18 protein-coding genes are annotated in these 19,524 nt (G+C 71.2%); 8 read left to right on the forward strand and 10 right to left on the reverse strand.

All coding sequences use genetic code 11. The features are described 5' to 3' along the window. Window positions 1-61: 61 nt before the first annotated feature. The gene (locus ACXJKF_RS11585; RefSeq protein ID WP_456787867.1) at window positions 62-1,351 is read left to right on the forward strand and encodes a lactate 2-monooxygenase; all 1,290 of its coding nucleotides are present in this window, start codon (window positions 62-64) and stop codon (window positions 1,349-1,351) included. A gap of 8 nt (window positions 1,352-1,359) precedes the next feature. On the opposite strand, the gene ACXJKF_RS11590 is transcribed toward ACXJKF_RS11585, so the two are convergent. Next, window positions 1,360-1,815 carry a hypothetical protein gene (locus ACXJKF_RS11590; RefSeq protein ID WP_456787868.1) on the reverse strand — a complete coding sequence of 152 codons (456 nt, stop codon included), beginning with the start codon at window positions 1,813-1,815 and terminating at the stop codon, window positions 1,360-1,362. Between the two features lie 63 nt (window positions 1,816-1,878). Then, on the reverse strand, window positions 1,879-2,796 hold the full coding sequence (locus ACXJKF_RS11595) for a D-alanyl-D-alanine carboxypeptidase family protein (protein WP_456787869.1): 918 nt from the start codon (window positions 2,794-2,796) through the stop codon (window positions 1,879-1,881). 553 nt (window positions 2,797-3,349) lie between these two features. Here ACXJKF_RS11595 and ACXJKF_RS11600 point away from each other — a divergent pair. After that, window positions 3,350-4,018, forward strand: a complete 669-nt coding sequence (locus tag ACXJKF_RS11600; protein WP_456787870.1) for a cyclodeaminase/cyclohydrolase family protein — start codon at window positions 3,350-3,352, stop codon at window positions 4,016-4,018. A 10-nt stretch (window positions 4,019-4,028) separates the two neighbouring features. Here ACXJKF_RS11600 and ychF read toward each other — a convergent pair whose 3' ends face one another. Genes ychF through ACXJKF_RS11615 form a run of 3 tightly spaced genes read right to left on the reverse strand, consistent with a single transcriptional unit; the run spans window position 4,029 to window position 7,432 of the window. Next, on the reverse strand, window positions 4,029-5,102 hold the full coding sequence (gene ychF, locus ACXJKF_RS11605) for a redox-regulated ATPase YchF (RefSeq protein ID WP_456787871.1): 1,074 nt from the start codon (window positions 5,100-5,102) through the stop codon (window positions 4,029-4,031). Window positions 5,103-5,129: 27 nt separating this feature from the next. Beyond that, window positions 5,130-6,689 carry a hypothetical protein gene (locus tag ACXJKF_RS11610; protein WP_456787872.1) on the reverse strand — a complete coding sequence of 520 codons (1,560 nt, stop codon included), beginning with the start codon at window positions 6,687-6,689 and terminating at the stop codon, window positions 5,130-5,132. Then, window positions 6,665-7,432: an ABC transporter ATP-binding protein gene (locus tag ACXJKF_RS11615; RefSeq protein ID WP_456787873.1), complete on the reverse strand. Its 768-nt coding sequence runs from the start codon at window positions 7,430-7,432 to the stop codon at window positions 6,665-6,667. The genes ACXJKF_RS11610 and ACXJKF_RS11615 overlap by 25 nt, the downstream gene beginning before the upstream one ends. Window positions 7,433-7,568: 136 nt before the next feature. Between ACXJKF_RS11615 and ACXJKF_RS11620 the strand changes: the two genes are divergently transcribed. Next, window positions 7,569-8,915 carry a DNA recombination protein RmuC gene (locus tag ACXJKF_RS11620; protein ID WP_456787874.1) on the forward strand — a complete coding sequence of 449 codons (1,347 nt, stop codon included), beginning with the start codon at window positions 7,569-7,571 and terminating at the stop codon, window positions 8,913-8,915. A gap of 84 nt (window positions 8,916-8,999) precedes the next feature. On the opposite strand, the gene ACXJKF_RS11625 is transcribed toward ACXJKF_RS11620, so the two are convergent. Continuing rightward, window positions 9,000-10,058 carry a 4-hydroxy-3-methylbut-2-enyl diphosphate reductase gene (locus tag ACXJKF_RS11625; RefSeq protein WP_456787875.1) on the reverse strand — a complete coding sequence of 353 codons (1,059 nt, stop codon included), beginning with the start codon at window positions 10,056-10,058 and terminating at the stop codon, window positions 9,000-9,002. 135 nt (window positions 10,059-10,193) lie between these two features. Here ACXJKF_RS11625 and xseA point away from each other — a divergent pair, with 135 nt between their 5' ends. From xseA to ACXJKF_RS11640, 3 genes are all read left to right on the forward strand, one after another. Next, the gene (xseA, locus tag ACXJKF_RS11630) at window positions 10,194-11,450 is read left to right on the forward strand and encodes an exodeoxyribonuclease VII large subunit (RefSeq protein WP_456787876.1); all 1,257 of its coding nucleotides are present in this window, start codon (window positions 10,194-10,196) and stop codon (window positions 11,448-11,450) included. A 193-nt stretch (window positions 11,451-11,643) separates the two neighbouring features. After that, on the forward strand, window positions 11,644-11,934 hold the full coding sequence (locus ACXJKF_RS11635; protein WP_456787877.1) for an exodeoxyribonuclease VII small subunit: 291 nt from the start codon (window positions 11,644-11,646) through the stop codon (window positions 11,932-11,934). After that, window positions 11,931-12,863, forward strand: coding sequence for a carbohydrate kinase family protein (locus ACXJKF_RS11640; protein WP_456787878.1), 933 nt, complete (start codon window positions 11,931-11,933; stop codon window positions 12,861-12,863). Before ACXJKF_RS11635 ends, ACXJKF_RS11640 begins: the two co-directional genes overlap by 4 nt. A gap of 16 nt (window positions 12,864-12,879) precedes the next feature. On the opposite strand, the gene ACXJKF_RS11645 is transcribed toward ACXJKF_RS11640, so the two are convergent. From ACXJKF_RS11645 to ACXJKF_RS11660, 4 genes are read right to left on the reverse strand one after another with little or no spacing between them, the layout of a single operon-like run. Next, window positions 12,880-14,136 carry an ABC transporter ATP-binding protein gene (locus ACXJKF_RS11645; RefSeq protein ID WP_456787879.1) on the reverse strand — a complete coding sequence of 419 codons (1,257 nt, stop codon included), beginning with the start codon at window positions 14,134-14,136 and terminating at the stop codon, window positions 12,880-12,882. A 48-nt stretch (window positions 14,137-14,184) separates the two neighbouring features. Continuing rightward, a complete protein-coding gene (locus ACXJKF_RS11650) occupies window positions 14,185-15,033 on the reverse strand; it encodes a carbohydrate ABC transporter permease (protein ID WP_456787880.1) in 849 nt (282 codons plus the stop codon). Beyond that, window positions 15,033-15,989, reverse strand: coding sequence for a carbohydrate ABC transporter permease (locus ACXJKF_RS11655; RefSeq protein WP_456787881.1), 957 nt, complete (start codon window positions 15,987-15,989; stop codon window positions 15,033-15,035). Before ACXJKF_RS11655 ends, ACXJKF_RS11650 begins: the two co-directional genes overlap by 1 nt. After that, window positions 15,986-17,281, reverse strand: coding sequence for an extracellular solute-binding protein (locus ACXJKF_RS11660; protein WP_456787882.1), 1,296 nt, complete (start codon window positions 17,279-17,281; stop codon window positions 15,986-15,988). The genes ACXJKF_RS11655 and ACXJKF_RS11660 overlap by 4 nt, the downstream gene beginning before the upstream one ends. Before the next feature lie 139 nt (window positions 17,282-17,420). Here ACXJKF_RS11660 and ACXJKF_RS11665 point away from each other — a divergent pair, with 139 nt between their 5' ends. Further along, window positions 17,421-18,056, forward strand: coding sequence for a carbonic anhydrase (locus ACXJKF_RS11665; protein ID WP_456787883.1), 636 nt, complete (start codon window positions 17,421-17,423; stop codon window positions 18,054-18,056). A gap of 22 nt (window positions 18,057-18,078) precedes the next feature. Continuing rightward, window positions 18,079-19,476 (forward strand): class II fumarate hydratase, encoded by a 1,398-nt coding sequence (locus ACXJKF_RS11670; protein WP_456787884.1) that lies wholly within the window; start codon window positions 18,079-18,081, stop codon window positions 19,474-19,476. Window positions 19,477-19,524: the final 48 nt, after the last annotated feature.

Below are 19,524 nucleotides of genomic sequence, written 5' to 3' on the forward strand. Positions count from 1 at the left end.
CCATGCCCGGCCGGTCCCGACCGGGACCGGCCGGCGCAGACCCTGGTGCAGACTGCGCAGGGTGAGCGACGACGCCGACCACCGGACCGCTGCTGCCGTCGGGCGGACGGTCCAGTCCCGCATCTACCGCGCGGGGGTGTTCGGCCGCAGGCCCGTCGTCCCGGTCGAGCCCGAGGCGCTCGAGACCGCGGCGCGTGCCCGGATGAGCGACGTGGCCTGGGCCTACGTCGCGGGCGGCGCAGGCCGGCAGCGCACCGTGCAGGCCAACCGTGACGCCTTCGACCGGCACCGGATCGTGCCGCGGATGCTCGTCGACGTCGAGCACCGAGACACGTCGGTGGAGCTGTTCGGTCGCCGGCTGCCCGCCCCGCTCCTGTTCGCGCCCATCGGCGTGCTCGAGCTGGCGCACCGCGACGCCGACCACGCCGTCGCCCGCGCAGCGCGGGCGCTGGACCTGCCGATGGTGATCTCGTCGCAGGCCTCCGTCCCGATGGAGGACGTCGCCCGGACGCTCGGGGGCGCACCGCGCTGGTTCCAGCTCTACTGGAGCAAGGACGACGACGTCGTCGACTCCTTCGTGTCGCGCGCGGAGGCGATCGGCAGCGACGCGCTCGTCGTCACGCTCGACACGCACGTGCTCGGCTGGCGCACCCGCGACCTGGACCTCGCCTACCTGCCGTTCGCGCGCGCCGAGGGCATCGCCCAGTACACGAGCGACCCGGCCTTCCGTCGGCTGGTCGAGGCGCGGGTCCCGAACGACGAGCCGACTCCCCGCCCGACCCCCGCAGCCGTGCGCGCGCTGCACTCGATGGCACGCCACTACCCCGGCCGGACGCGCGACAACCTCCGCTCGCCGCTCCCCCGGTCCGCCGTCGAGACGTTCCTCGACGTCTTCTCCCGCTCGTCCCTCACGTGGTCCGACCTGGCACGGCTGCGCGAGCGGACGTCCCTGCCGATCGTGCTCAAGGGCATCCAGCACCCGGGCGACGCCGCCCTCGCCCTCGAGCACGGCGTCGACGGGATCGTCGTGTCCAACCACGGTGGGCGGCAGATCGATGGCGCGATCGGCTCGCTCGACGCCCTCCCCGCGGTGGTCGAGGTGGTCGGCGACAAGGTCCCCGTGCTCTTCGACAGCGGCATCCGCAGCGGCGCCGACGTCGTCACGGCGCTCGCTCTCGGGGCGACGGCAGTGCTCGTCGGACGGCCGTGGGTCTACGGTCTGGCGCTCGCCGGCGCGGAAGGTGCGCGCGCCGTGATGCAGCACGTCTGGGCCGAGCTCGACCTGACGATGGCGCTGTCGGGCGTGCGGTCCGTCGACGAGCTCGGACCAGACCTGCTCGCTCCGGCCTGAGCCCGGACTCAGGCGGTGCCGCGGATCGCCTGCACGATCGACAGCACGACGACCACGGCAGCGACGAGCCCGAACGCCGACATGCCGATGATCCAGACCCGGAACTGCGGCCACATCGGCACGCGCGACTCGAGCCTGCCCCGCAGGACGATCTTGTCCCGGGCCGCGCGGAACGACTCCCCGTGGACAGAGGCCCCGAACCTGGCCTTCTCGTACTCCTCGAGCCAGTGCGCATCGGCGATCTCCGCCTGCCGGTGGCGCGCCATCAGCGTGATGGACAGGACGGTCACGACGAACGAGAGGAGCCCGGAGTCGACCCTCGCGAGCGACGTCGTGTCCCGGCCGAGCACGATCGCGAAGAGGAACGCCTGCGCCGTCAGGCTCAGCAACGGCACCTGCCACACGAGGTTGTCCCACTGCATCCGCCGCTGAGCCACGACCTGGTACTGGGCGTCCGTGTCCATGCGCGCGACGGTAGCGCTCCTCGCGGGTGCGTGGGTTGTTCGCTCGATGGGGGCGTCGAGCGGTCAGCCGCTCCGGTGAGCCTTGACTGCGGCGAGCTTCGCGATGAGGTCGTCCAGAGCCTCGTCGCTCAGGGTGTTCGCGGCCTGCTCCAGCAGCGGAGCGAGGGACGCGGCCAGTGCTGCCTCGTCGACGTCGACAGTCGTGGGGGGCATGTTCAGCAGGAAGGTCTTGATGTCGGCCAGCTCCTGGAGCGCTGCGACGTCGCCCGTCGTGCGCTGGACCAGCGTCGACCAGGTGGCGGCCGGCACTGCCTCGACCACGCGGACGAGATGGCCGAAAGCCTCCGGGACGCCCGTGGTGCTTGCTCGGATGGTTCGTGCGACCCCGAGGACTGTCTCGGCTGCCTCCATACCCTGGGCGCCACCGGCGCCCAGCGCGGCATGCACATCAAGGAGCAGCCGTTCCTGTTCAGGGGTCATGTCGTCCTCCTCCTCCGTGGCGAGCGGGTCCAGGTCAGCGACGAAGACCCAGTGGTGTGGTTCCTCGACGGACATTCCCTCGTCGTTCGACCAGCCGTGCGCGGGTGCGTGCTCGGTCATCCACCTGTGGCCCGGGCCGCCGTCTCCCCCGAGGTTCTGGAAGTCGACCGCGTTGCCGAAGCCGTGGTTCGACTCGCCGGGGACCGCCGCCGCGGCCTGGCCGGGTCTCCGGAAGTGCGGGACGTCGCCGAAGACGCGGCGATCCACCCTGCCGGGCTTGAACTCGCAGAACGCCGTCTGGTAGCGGTCCGTGAAGAGCGAGACCTGCTGCGACAGTGGCCGGTACGCCTCGATCGCGGCCTCGGTCCCGGTGAGCGGCTGCCCGTCGGCGGCAGCCTCTCTGAGGAGCTGCTCGAACGAGGCCGCTGCGGCAGGGAGCAACGAGCCCGGGGTCGAGAGAGCCCGGAGCTGGTCCTCTGGGATCGCCCCGTTGTCCACCATGGGTCAGCCTGCTGACCTCGCGGAGAACCACGGGGTGTCTGAACTGTCCACCGAAAGCACCCGTCGCCAATCGGAGCCGACGGTCGAATTCTACGACCGAGCGGGGGAATTTGACCCGGGCCGCCCTGGGCGGATCGCCGCTACACGTTGAAGCGGAACTCCACCACGTCGCGTCGCCGATCAACATCGCAGTCCGCCCTAGCGAGGTACCACCAATCTCCATCGTCGGCCTGCCACGTCTGGCTTTACGTCACTGCACGGAAGGCTGGGTCGCCGCGCGGCCGACGGGTGCCAGTCGGCTTCGCAGCCCCTACAAGACGACCTCGCGCATCAAGGGCACGAGGTCAGCAGCAGGTAGCGAACGACGGTGCGTGATGCCGCCTGCTATCGACGAAAAGCGCAAGATCTGAACTCAAACGCATGGAGCGGCCGACCAACGGCAGCTCCGAGAAGTCTTACATCCAGTCAGGCCCCGTCGTGCCCCAGAGATGACAAGGGCGTCTAGACCGCGATTCACCCCCTCGGCCTCGAGGCGAAAATGTACCCTTTCCGCATGATGGAGGACTTCATCGGCCTCCCGACCGATGAACTTCTCAAGCGGTTCGGGGCTGGCCAGCACAAGCCGGGATCCGGGAGTGCCGCAGCACTCGGCGGCCTCCTGTCGGCTGCCCTCATTCATACCGTCATGGCGCTCACTGCGGGGCATGAAGGCTACGACGACACGAACCTAACCGCAGCCTTGGAAGAGCGCGTCTACGAGATAGAGGCCCAGCTTCGCGTTGACTTCCAGGAAGATTCGTTCCAGTTCGACAAGGTCATCCGCGCCCGCCAAGCGCGTGACGCGGCCAGGTCGGCCGGTGACGAAAGGCTTGCCGACAAGAAGACGCGCGAAGCGCTCAACCTTCAGCGCACATGTACCGACGTCCCTCTGCGAATGGCGAAAATGTGTGTAGAGCTCGCGGAAACCGCTCTGCTCGTGTTCGATTTCGGATTCAAGTCGGCTCGGGGTGACTCCGTCGTCGCAATCAGCGTCGCGGTCGCGGCAGCCACGGGGTGCGTTGGAATCGTCTACCTGAACATCAAGGACTTCAGGCGCCCTAGCGATTGGTCCCGGACAACGATGTCAGCGACAGCCGAGGTCGAGGCGCAGATCGAGGCACTCCAGACCGAGCTGGCTCGACGCAACGCCACTCTCCGGAACGCAGTCCCTGTCGACGGTTAGCCCGAGACGGTCACACATTGAACCGGAACTCGACCACGTCGCCGTCCGCCATGACGTAGTCCTTGCCCTCGATGCGGGCCTTGCCGGCGGCGCGGGCGGCGGCGACGGAGCCGGCGGCGACGAGGTCGTCGAACGAGATGACCTCCGCCTTGATGAAGCCCTTCTGGAAGTCGGTGTGGATCACGCCGGCGGCCTGCGGGGCGGTCCAGCCCCGGTGGATCGTCCAGGCGCGAGACTCCTTGGGGCCGGCGGTCAGGTACGACTGCAGGCCGAGCGTGTGGAAGCCGACGCGGGCCAGCTGGTCGAGACCGGCCTCCTCCTGGCCGTTGTCGGCGAGCATCTCGCGGGCCTCGTCGGGCTCCAGCTCGACCAGCTCGGACTCGAACTTGGCGTCGAGGAAGATGGCGTCGGCGGGGGCGACGAGCGCGCGGAGCTCGTCCTGCATCGCGGTGTCGGCCAGGCCGGCGTCGTCGGTGTTGAAGACGTAGATGAACGGCTTGCTCGTCATGAGCTGGAGCTCGTCGAGGTGCTCGATCTTCTTGCCGCTCTGCGCGAGCGTCTGGCCGGTCTCGAGGATCGCGAACGCCTCCTGCGCCGCGGCGAGCAGGCCGGCGTCCGCCTTCTTCGCACGGACCTCCTTCTCGAGGCGCGGGATCGCCTTCTCGAGGGTCTGCAGGTCCGCGAGGATCAGCTCGGTGGCGATGATCTCGATGTCGTCCTTCGGGTTGACGGCGCCGGACACGTGCACGACGTCCGGGTCGGCGAACGCGCGGGTGACCTGGCAGATCGCGTCGGCCTCGCGGATGTTGGCGAGGAACTTGTTGCCCAGGCCCTCGCCCTCGCTGGCGCCCTTGACGATGCCCGCGATGTCGACGAACGACACGGTCGCGGGCAGGATCCGCTCGGAACCGAAGAGCTCCGCGAGCGTCTCCAGCCGGGGGTCCGGCAGCGGGACGACGCCGACGTTGGGCTCGATCGTCGCGAACGGGTAGTTCGCCGCGAGGACCTGCGCGCGCGTCAGCGCGTTGAAGAGGGTGGACTTGCCGACGTTGGGCAGGCCGACGATGCCGATGGTGAGTGCCACGTCGGGGAAGTCTACGGGGGCCGCCCGTCAGGCGAACGCCACGATCTTGCTCAGCAGGCTCGGTCCGGTGCGGTCGAGCGTCCGACCGCCGATGCGCACGCCGATCGTCAGCAGCGCCGAGCCGAGCACCAGGCCGACGGCGAGCGTCGCCCAGCCGAGCGCGACCGACCCGCCGCGCACGGCGACCAGCGCCAGGATCATCTCCGGCAGGCACAGGACCATGACGGCGAGCCAGCCGACCAGCTGGGACACGACCGACGCCGTCGACGCGCCCTGCTTCGTCTGGAACGGGCTCTCGCCCGGGAGCTGGACCGGGTAGACGACGAGCGCGGACAGGACGCTGGAGCCGCCGAGCGACGTGAGCAGCACCCCGAACGACAGCCCGAGCAGCGCGGGGATGGTCTGCGGCTGGTCGGTGAGGAGCGCGGAACCCACCGCGAGGAGGGCGACGGCGGGCACCGCGATCGCCCCCGCCGCGATGACCCGACCCAGCCGGTCCGCTGTCCCGTGCAGCGGTGCGGCGACGTGCGTCCAGAACGCCGTCCCGTCGTAGGCGACGTCGGCGGAGATCCCCCAGCCCATCAGGTAGGCGGCGATGGGACCGATGAACAGGACCAGCCCACCGCCCGGACTGGCGATGTACAGGACGACGGCCAGGACTGGTACGACGGCCACGGCGAGCGCGTACCGGGGGTCGCGGGCCCAGTACGTGAGGCAGCGCGCGGTGACGGCGCCCAGCGGGGTGGCGGGCAGGCGGTCGAACCAGCCGAGGCCACGGCCCTTGGACGAGACCTTCTGGTGCGCCGGGTTGACCAGCGCGTGCGCGAGCGCGCGGTCCCACACGACCGCGACGACGGCCAGCGTGGCCACGGCGATCCCGAAGCGCGCCGCCGCCAGGCCCCACTGCCCCTCGGCGACCGCGGCGGGGGCCGCCCAGGACGCGCCGAACGGGGTCCACGACAGGACGTCCGCCACCTGCTCGAGCACGTCGGCGGTGATGGTCGAGCCCGAGGTCAGCCGGCCCAGGAGCGGCCCAGCGACGATGATGGGCAGCACGGCGACGGCAGCCATCACCTCCCGGAAGCGGCGGCCCGTGACCAGGGTGGCCGCGGCGGAGGTCGTGGCCCGCGCACCGATCACGCAGGTGGCCACCGCGAGGACCGAGCACACGAGCCCGACGACGAGGGCCTCCGGGGTCCGCCACCACACGCCCGCCATCGCGAGCGCCGCACCGACCGTGACCGCGCCGGGCACCCCGATGACCCCCGCGATCGCCAGACCCGTGAGCAAGGACCGCCGCGGGATGGCGAACGTGACGAACCGCGCGGGGTCGATGGTCGAGTCCAGGCCGAACGCGATGAGCGGCACCACCCACCAGCCGAGGACCAGCACAGAACCGGCGAGCACCGTGACGAGGCCACGGATGTCGGGCTCCTGCACGCTGAGCACGCCCATCGACACCACGACGACGACCAGGGCACCCAGCCCGTACAGCGCGGCCACCACGAGCCCGACCACCTGCCACGCGCTGCGCCGCAGCGCGTTGCGCAGCAGGGTCAGCTTCAGGCGGACGAGGTGCGCAACCACGCCAGCCCCTCCCCGCTCACACGGCCACCGACCAGGTCGACGAACCGGTCCTCGAGGCTGCCGTCTCCGCGGACCTCGTCGATCGTCCCCGCCGCCAGCACGTGCCCTGCGGCGATCACCGCGACGTGGTCGCACATGCGCTGGACCAGGTCCATGACGTGCGACGACACGATCACCGTGCCGCCCGAGCTGACGTACGAGCGCAGGATGTCGCGGATGTTCGCCGCGGACACCGGGTCGACCGCCTCGAACGGCTCGTCCAGCACCAGCAGCCGGGGCGCGTGCACCAGGGCGCACGCCAGTGCGACCTTCTTGGTCATGCCCGCGGAGTACTCGACGACCAGCTTCGTCGCGTCGGCCGTCAGGTCCAGCGCGGCCAGCAGGTCGGTGGCGCGGGCGGCGACCGTCTCGCGGTCGAGGCCCTGGAGCAGGCCCGCGTAGGTGATGAGCTGCTGGCCCGTCAGGCGGTCGAAGAGCCGGACGCCGTCGGGCAGCACGCCGAGCATGCCCTTGACCTCGATCGGGGACGCCCACAGGTCGTGGCCGTGCACGAGCACGGTGCCGAAGTCGGGCTGCAGCAGACCCGTCGCCATCGAGAGCGTGGTGGTCTTGCCGGCGCCGTTGGGGCCGACGAGGCCGTAGAACGAGCCGGCCGGGACAGTGAGGTCGATGCCGGAGACGGCGATCTTGTCCCCGAACTTGCGCCACAGTCCGCGCAGCTCGAGAGCGGGTGCGTTCGACATCGGACCACCGTAGGCGGCGCGGACCTCCGGTGCCTCCTCCTGCGGTGGGATGTCACCGGGATGCCGCGAGATGCCGCAGGCAGGTCGGTGGCGTGGGATGCCGCGGCATGTCGGTGGCTGCTGGGAGCCTGCACGCATGGACACAGGACTGCTGCTGGGACTGGCGATCGGCGTCGTCGTCGGCGCGCTCGCCGGCTGGATGCTCGCATCGTCCCGGCTGCGTGCCGCGGACCTCGAGGCGGCGCGGTCGCGGGCGCTGCTGGAGGCGGAGCGGCACGGCGCGCAGGCCCGGCTCGAGGACTCCGACCGGCTGGCGGACCAGTTCCGGGCCCTGGCGGCCGACGCGCTGGCGACGAGCACCGACCAGTTCCTCGCGCTCGCGCACCAGCGGTTCGCCGCCGACCACCAGACGCAGGTCGGCGAGCTCACGCAGCGCGAGCAGGCCGTGCGCGCGATGGTCGAGCCGCTGTCCCGCACGCTCGACCAGGTGCGCGTCGAGCTCTCCACCGCCGAGCAGGCCCGGGCCGCCGGTCAGGCCGCCCTCGGCGAGCAGGTCCGTGCGATGCACCTGGCGTCCGAGCACCTGCGGGGTGAGACCGCCCAGCTGGTCACGGCCCTGCGCTCGTCGCAGGTGCGGGGCAAGTGGGGCGAGGTCCAGCTCAAGCGGGTCGTCGAGGCCGCAGGCATGCTCGCCCACGTCGACTTCGTCGAGCAGGACCAGGTGCGCACCGACGACGGGCTGCTGCGGCCGGACATGGTCGTCCGGCTCGCGGGCGGCAAGAACGTCGTCGTGGACGCCAAGGTCGCGTTCCTCGGGTTCCTCGACGCCGCGCAGGCCACCGACGAGCGCGTCCGCACCGAGCGGCTCGCGGCGCACGCCCGGCACGTCCGCGCACACGTCGACGACCTGGCGGGCAAGCGCTACTGGGACCAGTTCGCCCCGGCGCCGGAGTTCGTCGTGATGTTCGTGCCGGCCGAGTCGTTCCTGCACGCAGCCGCCGAGCAGGACCCGCTGCTCATCGAGTACGCGTTCGAGCGCAATGTCGTCATCGCGACCCCGACCACCCTGCTGGCCCTCCTGCGCACCGTGTCGTACGCGTGGCGGCAGGACGCGCTGGCCAGCAACGCGCAAGCCGTCCTGTCGCTGGGCAAGGAGCTGCACGGCCGGCTCGCGACCATGGGCTCGCACCTGGCCAAGCTGGGCCGCGCCATCGACTCCGCGGCCGGCGCGTACAACCAGACGGTGTCGTCGCTCGAGACCCGGGTCCTGGTCAGCGCCCGCCGGTTCGCCGACCTGCACGTGGTCGACGGGGGCCTGGAGACGCCCGCCCCTGTGAACCCGCAGCTGTCCGCGGTCAGCGCGCCCGAGCTGGTGGCGTCGGCGGAGGAGCTGATCGTCATGTTCGACGGCCGCGCCGACCGCGACGACCGCGCCCTGCGGGACGAGCGCGCAGCACAACCCCCGGACGCGTCGACGGCCTGACACCCGGCGCACCGCGCATCGAACCCGACATGGGTGGTGTTCACGCGCGTCGCGACGCCTGCGTCAGCGGCAGGCTGCGGTCCGTCAGGCGGGCTGGACGTCCAGCGACGTGCGGCCCTCGCGGCGCGGCACGGCCGGGGCCTTGCCGGCGGCCTTGAGGTCGGCGCGCAGCTCGCGGGGCAGGGAGAACATGAGGTCCTCGGTCGCGGTGCGGACCTCCTGGACGTCACCGAAGCCGTGCTCGGCGAGCAGGGCGAGGACGTCCTTGACCAGGATCTCCGGCACGGAGGCCCCCGAGGTGACGCCGACCGTCGTGACGCCGTCGAGCCACGCGAGGTCGATCTCCGACGCCTGGTCGACGCGGTACGACGTCCGAGCACCGGCGTCCAGGGCGACCTCGACCAGCCGGACGGAGTTGGACGAGTTCGCCGAGCCGACCGTGATGACCAGGTCGCACTCCGGCGCGAGCTTCTTGACCGCCACCTGACGGTTCTGCGTGGCGTAGCAGATGTCGTCGCTGGGCGGGTCCTGCAGGTTGGGGAAGCGCTCGCGCAGCCGACGGACCGTGTCCATGGTCTCGTCGACCGAGAGCGTCGTCTGCGAGATCCAGATGAGACGGTCCGGGTCCCGGACCACCACGTCGGCGACGGCGTCCGGGGAGTTCACCACCTGGATGTGGTCGGGCGCCTCGCCGTACGTGCCCTCGACCTCCTCGTGACCGTCGTGGCCGATGAGGAGGATGTCGTAGTCCTCGGACGCGAACCGCACCGCTTCCTTGTGGACCTTGGTGACCAGCGGGCAGGTGGCGTCGATCGTGTGCAGGTTCCGTGCGGCCGCCTGCGCGTGCACCGCCGGGGAGACCCCGTGGGCGGAGAAGACGACGTGCGCGCCCTCCGGCACCTCGTCGGTCTCGTTCACGAACACGGCACCGCGGGTGGCCAGCGTCTCGACGACGTACCGGTTGTGCACGATCTCCTTGCGCACGTACACGGGGGCGCCGTAGTGCTCGAGCGCCTTCTCGACGGCGATGACCGCGCGGTCGACGCCGGCGCAGTAGCCGCGGGGGGCGGCCAGCAGGACGCGCTTGGCCCCTGTGTTCTGGCCGGTGGCCGGGCCTGAGGCGGAGACGGTCGGGGAAGTCACGGCACGAGTCTAGATCGGCGGGCCGCGTCGGCCCTGCTCGGAGGCGCCCTCCGGGTGTGACCTGCACCCGACCCGCACGGCCCCGTCACATGCGGGACGGGCGGCGATGTCGGCGCGATGAGGCAGGCTGAGCGCGTGAGCACCGGCCCCCTGAGCACCCCCGCGACCGCCGGGCCTCCCCCGCTGCGCGCGGCGGACACCACCCCCGACCGCCCCTGGCCGGTGCGGCACCTGGCACCGAAGATCGCCGACTACATCGCGAAGATGCCCCCGGTCTGGGTCGAGGGGCAGGTGCTGAACCTCAAGAGGTGGAACAGCCTCTACTTCCTCACGCTGCGGGACACGGACCTCGACATGTCCCTGTCGGTCACCGCCCCGGCCTTCGCCATCGACAAGCTGGCGGACAAGCTGGCGGACGGTGCGCACCTCGTGGTCCACGCCCGGCCGCAGTTCCACGCCAAGAAGGGCACCCTGACGTTCGCCGCCGACGACGTGCGGCTGGTCGGGCTGGGCGAGCTGCTCGCGCGGATCGAGCACCTCAAGGGCGTGCTCGGCGCCGAGGGGCTCTTCGAGCCGTCGCGCAAGCGCGCACTGCCGTTCCTGCCCGCGGTGGTCGGGCTGATCGTCGCGCAGCAGGGCGACGCCGAGCACGACGTCGTGTCCAACGCGCGCGCCCGGTGGTCAGCCGTGCAGTTCGAGATCCGCCGGGTGACCGTGCAGGGGCCGCGGGCGGTGCCCGAGGTCAGCGCGGCGATCGCGGAGCTGGACCGGGACCCGCGCGTCGACGTGATCGTGGTCGCCCGCGGTGGCGGGTCGTTCGAGGACCTCCTGCCGTTCAGCAACGAGTCCCTCGTCCGCGCGGCCGCGGCCTGCCGGACGCCCCTGGTCAGCGCGATTGGGCACCACCTGGACACCCCGCTGCTGGACCTCGTCGCGGACTTCCGAGCCTCGACGCCCACCGACGCGGCGAAGCGGATCGTGCCGGACGTGAGCGAGGAGCGGGCGCGGCTCACCCAGGCCCGCCTGCGCACCCGCGCCGCGCTCACGATGCGGCTCACCCGGGAGCAGAGCGGGCTCGACCACTGGCGCAGCCGGCCGGTGCTGGCCAACCCCACGACGCTCGTCGACGTCCACGAGCACCGCGTCACAGCCCTGCGGGAGAGCGCACGACGGTCGCTGCACACCGCGCTCGTGCACGGTCACGCGGAGGTTGCCGGGCTCTCGGCGCAGGTCAGGGCCCTGTCTCCGGCCGCGACGCTCGACCGCGGGTACGCCGTGGTGCAGAAGTCCGACGGGCACGTGGTGCGCGACCCGGAGGACGTCGCGCCGGACGAGTCGCTGCGCATCCGGGTCGCCCGCGGTCAGCTGACGGCTCGGGTGACCAGGGACTGAGGACTCGCTGCCCAGCCTTGTCGCCCGCGATCGGCTCAGGTGACCGCGGGACCCGACGCCGCGACGGGCGGCTCGTGGTCCTCGACCTCGACACCCTGACGACGTCGCGGGCACGAGGCGGGACGGTCCGGTCGCGTCTCGCCAGGCGGCTCCCGTCGACGGTGCTGTGGGCGCGTCCTGGTTGACTGTCCCCGTGCCGAAGCCGTCCCCGTCCTCCGCGTCCCCGCCCGCCGACCCGAACGCCGACGTGGCCGCTCTCGGCTACGAGGAGGCGCGCGACGAGCTGGTCGCGGTCGTGGCCCGGCTGGAGGCCGGTGCGGCGACTCTCGAGGAGTCGCTCGCGCTCTGGGAACGCGGCGAGGCGCTGGCGACGCGGTGCCAGGAGTGGCTGGACGGAGCACGCGAGCGGCTCACCGCCGTGCGGGACAGCGCGGTGCGGCCGGCGAGCACGAACGACAGCACCGACGACGAGGAGACGCGATGACCACGCCGACAGCAGACCGGGCCCTCGTCATCGGCGAGGCGCTCATCGACGTGGTCGCACGTCCCGACGGCGGTCGCGCTCAGCACCCCGGTGGCAGCCCGGCCAACGTCGCCCTCGGGCTCGGCCGCCTCGGTCGGCGGGTGGACCTGCTGACGTGGCTCGGCCATGACGCGGACGGCGACCTGGTGCGCCGCCACCTGCGCGGGTCCGGGGTGAACGTCCTGCACGGCAACCGATCGGCACTGCGCACCCCCGTGGCCACCGCGCACCTCGACGCCGAGGGGACCGCCTCGTACGAGTTCGACCTCGAGTGGGACCTGCCCGAGACCTGGGACGAGGACGCCGGCAACCCGCTCGTGGTCCACACCGGCTCGATCGCGACCGTGCTGCAGCCCGGCGGCGCGGCCGTCGCCTCGATCGTCGCTCGCCGTCGCGCGACGTCGACGATCACCTACGACCCCAACCTGCGGCCCGTGCTCATGGGCTCGCCCGCGCACGCGCTGCCGGTCGTCGACGCGCTGGTGCGCCTGGCCGACGTCGTCAAGGTCAGCGACGAGGACCTGGCCTGGCTGCACCCGGGCGTCGCGCCGGCGGAGATCGCGGAGGAGTGGAGCCGCTCCGGGCCGTCGCTCGTCGTGGTCACGCACGGGGGCGAGGGCGCGTTCGCCAGCACGTCCGCCGGGGCGCGCATCTCGGTCGCGGCCCCGAAGGTGCGGGTGGCGGACACCGTCGGCGCCGGGGACTCGTTCATGGGCGGGCTGATCGACGGGCTCTGGTCGGCGGGGCTGCTCGGGGCGGACCGTCGCCAGGCGCTGGCAGACGTCGACGCCGCGACGGTCGAGGGCGTGCTGGAGCGGTGCGCGCGCATCGCTGCGATCACCGTGTCGCGCGCGGGCGCCAACCCACCCCGCTCGGCCGAGCTCGTCTGAGCGAAGCGAGCGGACGTCAGGCGCTGGCCTTCTCGCGCGCCTGCGCCCGCTCGAGCGACGCCTTGCGGTCGGCCTCGTTCTCCTGGTCGATCGTCTTCGCCGCCTCGGCGTCCCAGGTGAGGTTCTCGCCGGTCTCCGGGTCGAACACCATCATGCGGGCGGGGTCGAACCAGAGGTTGGCGTCGTCGCCGTCGCGGATCTTCGTCTCGGACCCGAGCGTGACGATGAGCTGGGTGCGCAGGCCCTCGCCGTCGAGGTCACGGTCGAGCTCCTCGAGAGTCTGGGCGACGTTCGGGTTGGTCTCGAACGGGATGTAGGCGTAGAGCTCCGAGCCGAGCCACTCGCTGACGTCGACGGGCGCCGTGAACGTGACGCCCTCGGACACCTTGGACTCCTCCAGCAGGTTGACGTCCTCGAAGTGCTCCGGGCGGATGCCGACGATGACGAGCTTCTTGCCGCCGAGCTTCGACGCGAGGTCGGTCGAGATGGGCACGTCGGCGAACGGCAGCTTCATGGTCGAGCCGTTGACCTCGCCCGGCAGGAAGTTCATCGGTGGGGAGCCGATGAAGCCGGCGACGAAGAGGTTGACGGGCTGCTCGTAGAGGCCGCGCGGGCTGGCCACCTGCTGGAGCTCGCCCTTGCGGAGCACCGCGACGCGGTCGCCCAGGGTCATGGCCTCGGTCTGGTCGTGCGTGACGTACACGGTCGTGGTGCCGAGGCGGCGCTGCATGCGGGCGATCTCGGTGCGCATCTGGCCGCGCAGCTTGGCGTCGAGGTTGGACAGGGGCTCGTCGAACAGGAACGCCTCCGCGTCGCGCACGATCGCACGGCCCATCGCGACACGTTGCCGCTGGCCGCCCGACAGGTTGGCGGGCTTGCGGTCGAGGTGGTCCTGCAGCTCGAGGGTCTTGGCGGCGTGCTCGACCTTCTCCCGGATCTGCGCCTCGGTGAACTGCCCCTTCTGGAGCCGCAGCGGGAAGGCGATGTTCTCGAAGACGGTCAGGTGCGGGTAGAGCGCGTAGTTCTGGAACACCATGGCGAGCTTGCGGTCGCGCGGCGCCTTGTCGTTGACGCGCGTCCCGCCGATGGTCAGCTCACCGGCGGTGATGTCCTCGAGGCCGACGATCATGCGCAGCAGCGTCGACTTCCCGCAGCCGGACGGGCCGACGAGGATGACGAACTCGCCGTCGGCGATGTCCAGACTGACGCCCTTCACGGCGAGGAAGCCGTCGCCGTACTGCTTGACGATGTCCTTGAGGGTGATGGCGGCCATCGGATCTCCTTCGTGGGACGGGCTGCGTGGGACTGGGCCCCTGACAAGTCAGCCCTTGACGGCGCCCTGGGTCAGGCCGGACACGATCTGGCGTTGGAAGAGCAGGACGAGGACGACCACCGGGATGGTCACGATGATGGCGGCGGCGGAGATCGACCCCGTCGGCTCCTCGAACTGCGAGGCACCGGTGAAGAACGCCAGGGCCGCGGGCACGGGACGGGCCCGGTCGGTCGACGTGAGCGAGATGCCGTAGACGAAGTCGTTCCAGGCGATGAAGAACGCGATCAGCGCGGTGGTGAACACGCCGGGTGCGGCCAGCGGCACGATCGCCTTGCGGAAGGCCTGCCACGTGGTCGCGCCGTCGACCTGGGCGGCCTGCTCGAGCTCCCACGGGATCTGGCGGAAGAACGCCGCGAGCGTCCAGATGGAGATCGGGAGCGTGAGCGACAGGTACGGGATGATCAGCCCGAGCCACGTGTCGTAGAGACCGATGTTGCGCCACAGGTTGAACAGCGGCGTGACGATCGAGATGACGGGGAAGATCGAGACCCCGAGGGCCGTCAGGAGGACGAGCCGCTTGCCGGGGAAGTCGAGCCGGGCGATCGCGTACGCCGCGAGCGTGGCCAGGACGACCGCGATGGCCGTGGCGATCAGGCAGATGCCGATCGAGTTGCGCAGCGAGGACAGGAACAACGTCTGCGCGGACCCGCCCGGCGCCAGGATCTCCTCGTAGTTCACGGTCGACCAGGTCTTCGGCCAGAACAGCCCGAGGTTGAGCTGGGACGGCAGCTTGAACGACGTCGCGAAGATCGAGACGATCGGGAACAGGGCGTACGCCAGGACGAAGACCGTGATGAGTGCCCAGGCGACCTTGGCGCGACCCGACAGCTGCTTCATCAGCTCGCTCCCCTCGCGCCGCCGGCGAGATCGACCTTGAAGAGCTTCACCGCGACCCAGCAGATCCCGATCACGCACAGGAAGAGGAGCACGGAGATCGCGGAGCCGAGCCCGATCTCGAGCCGTCCGATCGACGTCCGGTAGGCGAGGAGCGACAGCACCTCGGTGCCGTTGGCCCCGTTGGTCATGATGAACACGTTGTCGAAGATGCGGAACGCGTCGAGGGCCCGGAACAGCACCGCCACCATGATCGCGGCCTTCATGTTCGGCAGGACCACTCGTGTCAGCCGCTGCCACCAGGTCGCGCCGTCGACCTCCGCGGCCTCCTCCAGCTCGGTCGGCACCTGCGAGAGGCCGGCCAGCAGGAGGAGCGAGATGAACGGCGTGGTCTTCCAGATCTCCGACATGATGATGACGAAGAGGCTCGTGCCCTGCTGGGCGAACCAGTTGAGGTCCTCGCTGATCCCGGGAACCCAGGCGAACCAGTGGTTGATGTACCCCGAGTTGATGTCGAACGCGTAGAACCACGCGAAGGCCGAGACCACGGTGATGATCCCGTACGGCACCAGGATCGCCGTCCGGAGCAGGCCGCGGAGCTGGGTGATGGCGCGGTGCATGACCAGCGCGAGCGCGAACCCGAGGAGCAGCTCGACCACCACGGTCACCACGGTGATGAAGACCGTGACGCCGAGCGCCTGCCAGAACAGGGTGTCGGTCAGCACGACGGCGTAGTTGCTGAGACCGGCCCAGCTCTTGTCGTCCGGGGCGGTGAGCCGGAAGTGGAAGAGCGAGTCGTAGAACGCCTGCAGGATCGGGTACAGCGTGACGGCGAGCATCACGACGAACGCCGGCCCGGCGAGCAGCCAGCCGAGGCGGGCCTCGGACTTCGCGCGGTCGCTGCGGCCGGCCTTGGCTGCGGCGTCGCGCAGGTCCGGCTTGTCGGCGACGGCGGTCATAGCAGCTGCTCCCCTCGAAGCACGGCGGTGATCAGGTCGCTCGACTCGGCCGGGGTGACCTCCGGGGACACCGCGCTCGGCGGGTGCCAGGTCTGCTGCAGGCCGGTCGACACCTCGTTGTAGTACGGCGTCTGTGGCCGGGGCACGGCGAGCTCGAGCGACTCCCGGATGACGTCCGCCATCGGGAACGCCTCGACGACGGCGGGGTCGTCGAAGGCCTCGGTGTTCGACGGCGGGTTGCCGTTCGTCGCGAAGTACTGCGCCTGGTGCTCGGGAGTGACGATGCACTCCGCCGCCTGGTAGGAGAGGTCGACGTAGTTGCTGAAGGCCCCGATGCCGAGGTTGATGCCGCCGTAGGGCGGGGCGGTCGGCTGGTCCGCGGTCACCTGCGGGTACAGCGCCCAGCCGATGTCGTCCAGGAGCGACTGCTCGAACGTGCCGTCCTCGACGCCCGCCTTCGTGGCGGACCAGACGAACGGCCAGTTGACCATGAAGGAGCCCTTGTCGCCCTGGAAGATGGCGAGCGACGCCCCCTCGTCCTCCGTCGGCAGGGCGGGACCTCCGAGGTTCTCCTTGCCGATCGTGCCGATGATCGTCGCGGCCGCCTCACCCGCCGGGCTCTCCAGCCCGAGAGTGACCTCGTCGGCCGGAGCCTCGGGGTTCTCGATGATCTTCCCGCCGGCCGACGCGATGAGCGCGTTGATCCACACGGTCAGCGACTCGGCCTTGGTGCCCTGGACGGCGAGGTACTTGTCCTGCTCCTTGGACGCGGTCATGATCTGGTCCCACGTCACCGGCGCCGCGGCGGGGTCGAGGCCCGCGGCCTTCGCGACGGACTTGCGGTACCAGAGCAGCTGCGTGTTCGCCCAGAACGGGACGGTGACCAGCTTGTCGTCCCACGTCGCCCCCGCCAGGGCGCCCGCCACGACGTTCTGCGTCACCCGCTCCGCGACGTCGTCGGGCACGGGGGCCAGGAAGCCGGGCTCGGCCATCTCCGGGATGAACGGCGGGTCGAGGCTCATGATGTCGATCGACGAGTCCTTGGCGGCCAGCCGTCGGGCCAGCTGCTCGCGCTGGGCGCTGGCGTCGCGCGGCAGGACGGAGGTCTCGATGATGTACTCCCCGTCCGCGGCCTCCGTGCACTGCTTGGCGATCTCGGCCTGGCCGCCGTCGTCCGGGTTGATGTACCAGGTGAGGACGGGGGTCCCGGACCCCGATCCTGCGCAGGCTGCCAACGGAGCGACGAGCCCCACCCCCAGCAGGAGGGCGAGCGCCCGTGTGCGTCGTCGCACGGAGCACCTCCGAACCGAGGCGTCGACGCCTCACGCTCTAGGGCTACACCCGTTCGGCCTGTGCGCGCCACCGGTGGCGAGCTTTCTCGCACGCTGAACGGTTCTCCCCAACCGCCTCACGACCTGCGACGATGACGCCGTGCCCCGCCCCACCACACCCGCTGAAGCCTGGTCCGCGCTGCGCGAGGGGAACGAGCGGTTCGTCCGCGGCGAGATGATCCACCCGTCGCAAGGGGTCGACCACCGCTCCGAGCTCAGCGTCGCCCAGTACCCGTTCGCCGTGATCTTCGGGTGCTCGGACTCCCGGGTCGCCGCCGAGATCATCTTCGACCAGGGCCTCGGTGACGTGTTCGTGGTCCGCACCGCCGGCCACGTCCTCGACACCACGGTCATCGGGTCGATCGAGTACGGCGTCGACATCCTCGGTGCGTCCCTGGTGGTCGTCCTCGGTCACGACAGCTGCGGTGCCGTCGCCGCGGCGACGACCGCGCTGACCACGGGCGAGCTGCCGACCGGCTTCGTGCGCGCGATCGTCGACCGGGTCATCCCGAGCATCGTCAACCTCGCGGGCGGCGGTCTGGGCGCCCTGGAGACGATCGACCCGGCCGCCCTGGGCCACGAGCACGTCCGGCACACGGTGCAGATGCTCCAGGGGTACTCACGGTCGCTCGCGGAGGCCGTCACCGAGGGGCGGGTCGCGATCGTCGGGCTTGAGTACACGCTGGCCGACGGGACCGTGCACCTGACGGAGTCGCTGGGGGACGTCGAGTCCTGACGCGTGCGGCAGGATGGCTCGCATGACTTCTGAGTTCCGCATCGAGCACGACACGATGGGTGAGGTGCGCGTCCCCGTCGACGCCCTCTACCGCGCACAGACCCAGCGGGCGGTCGAGAACTTCCCGATCTCCGGCAGCCGCCTCGAGCGCAGCCACATCGAGGCGCTCGCCCGCATCAAGAAGGCCGCGGCCCGCGCGAACGCCGAGCTGGGCGTGCTGGAGCAGGACGTCGCGGACGCCATCGTCGCCGCCGCCGACGACGTCGCGAGCGGGGCGCACGACGGCGACTTCCCGATCGACGTCTACCAGACCGGCTCGGGCACCAGCTCGAACATGAACACCAACGAGGTGCTCGCGACGCTGGCGACGCGACGCCTCGGGCGCGACGTGCACCCCAACGACCACGTGAACGCGTCCCAGTCGTCGAACGACGTGTTCCCGACGTCGGTGCACGTGGCCGCGACGGCGGGCGTCGTCCGCGACCTGATCCCGGCGCTGGCCCACCTGGCCGGGTCGCTGGAGGCGAAGGCCGCCGAGTGGTCGACCGTCGTGAAGTCCGGCCGCACGCACCTCATGGACGCCACCCCCGTGACGCTGGGCCAGGAGTTCGGCGGGTACGCGGCGGCGGTCCGGTACGGCATCGAGCGGCTCGAGGCCGCGCTCCCCCGCGCCGCCGAGGTCCCGCTGGGTGGCACCGCGGTCGGCACCGGCATCAACACCCCGGCGGGCTTCCCGCAGCGCGTGATCGCGCTGCTCCGCGAGGACACCGGCCTGCCGCTGACGGAGGCCCGCGACCACTTCGAGGCGCAGAGCTCCCGCGACGGGCTGGTCGAGCTGTCGGGCGCGCTGCGCACGATCGCGGTCAGCCTCACCAAGATCTGCAACGACCTGCGCTGGATGGGCTCCGGCCCGAACACCGGCCTCGGCGAGATCGCGATCCCCGACCTGCAGCCCGGCTCGTCGATCATGCCCGGCAAGGTCAACCCGGTCATCCCCGAGGCCGTGCTCATGGTCGCCGCGCGGGTCGTCGGCAACGACGCCACCGTCGCGTGGGCCGGCGCGAGCGGGTCGTTCGAGCTCAACGTGCAGATCCCCGTGATCGCGGCCGGCGTGCTGGAGTCGGTCCGCCTGCTGGCCAACGCCTCGCGGCTGCTCGCGGACAAGACCGTGGTCGGGCTCGTCGCCAACGTCGAGCGCGCCCGTGCCCTGGCGGAGTCGTCGCCGTCGATCGTCACGCCGCTGAACCGCGTGATCGGGTACGAGGCGGCGGCCAAGATCGCCAAGCACGCCGTCAAGCACGGCATCACCGTGCGGGCCGCCGTGGTCGACCTCGGCTTCGTGGAGCGCGGCGAGGTCACCGAGGAGCAGCTGGACAGCGCGCTCGACGTGCTGAGCATGACGAGGCCGCCGCAGGCCTGAGCCGACGACGAAGGCCCCGGGGTTCTCCCCGGGGCCTTCGTCGTACCG

This window comes from Cellulomonas sp. P5_C5, from assembly GCF_054049655.1.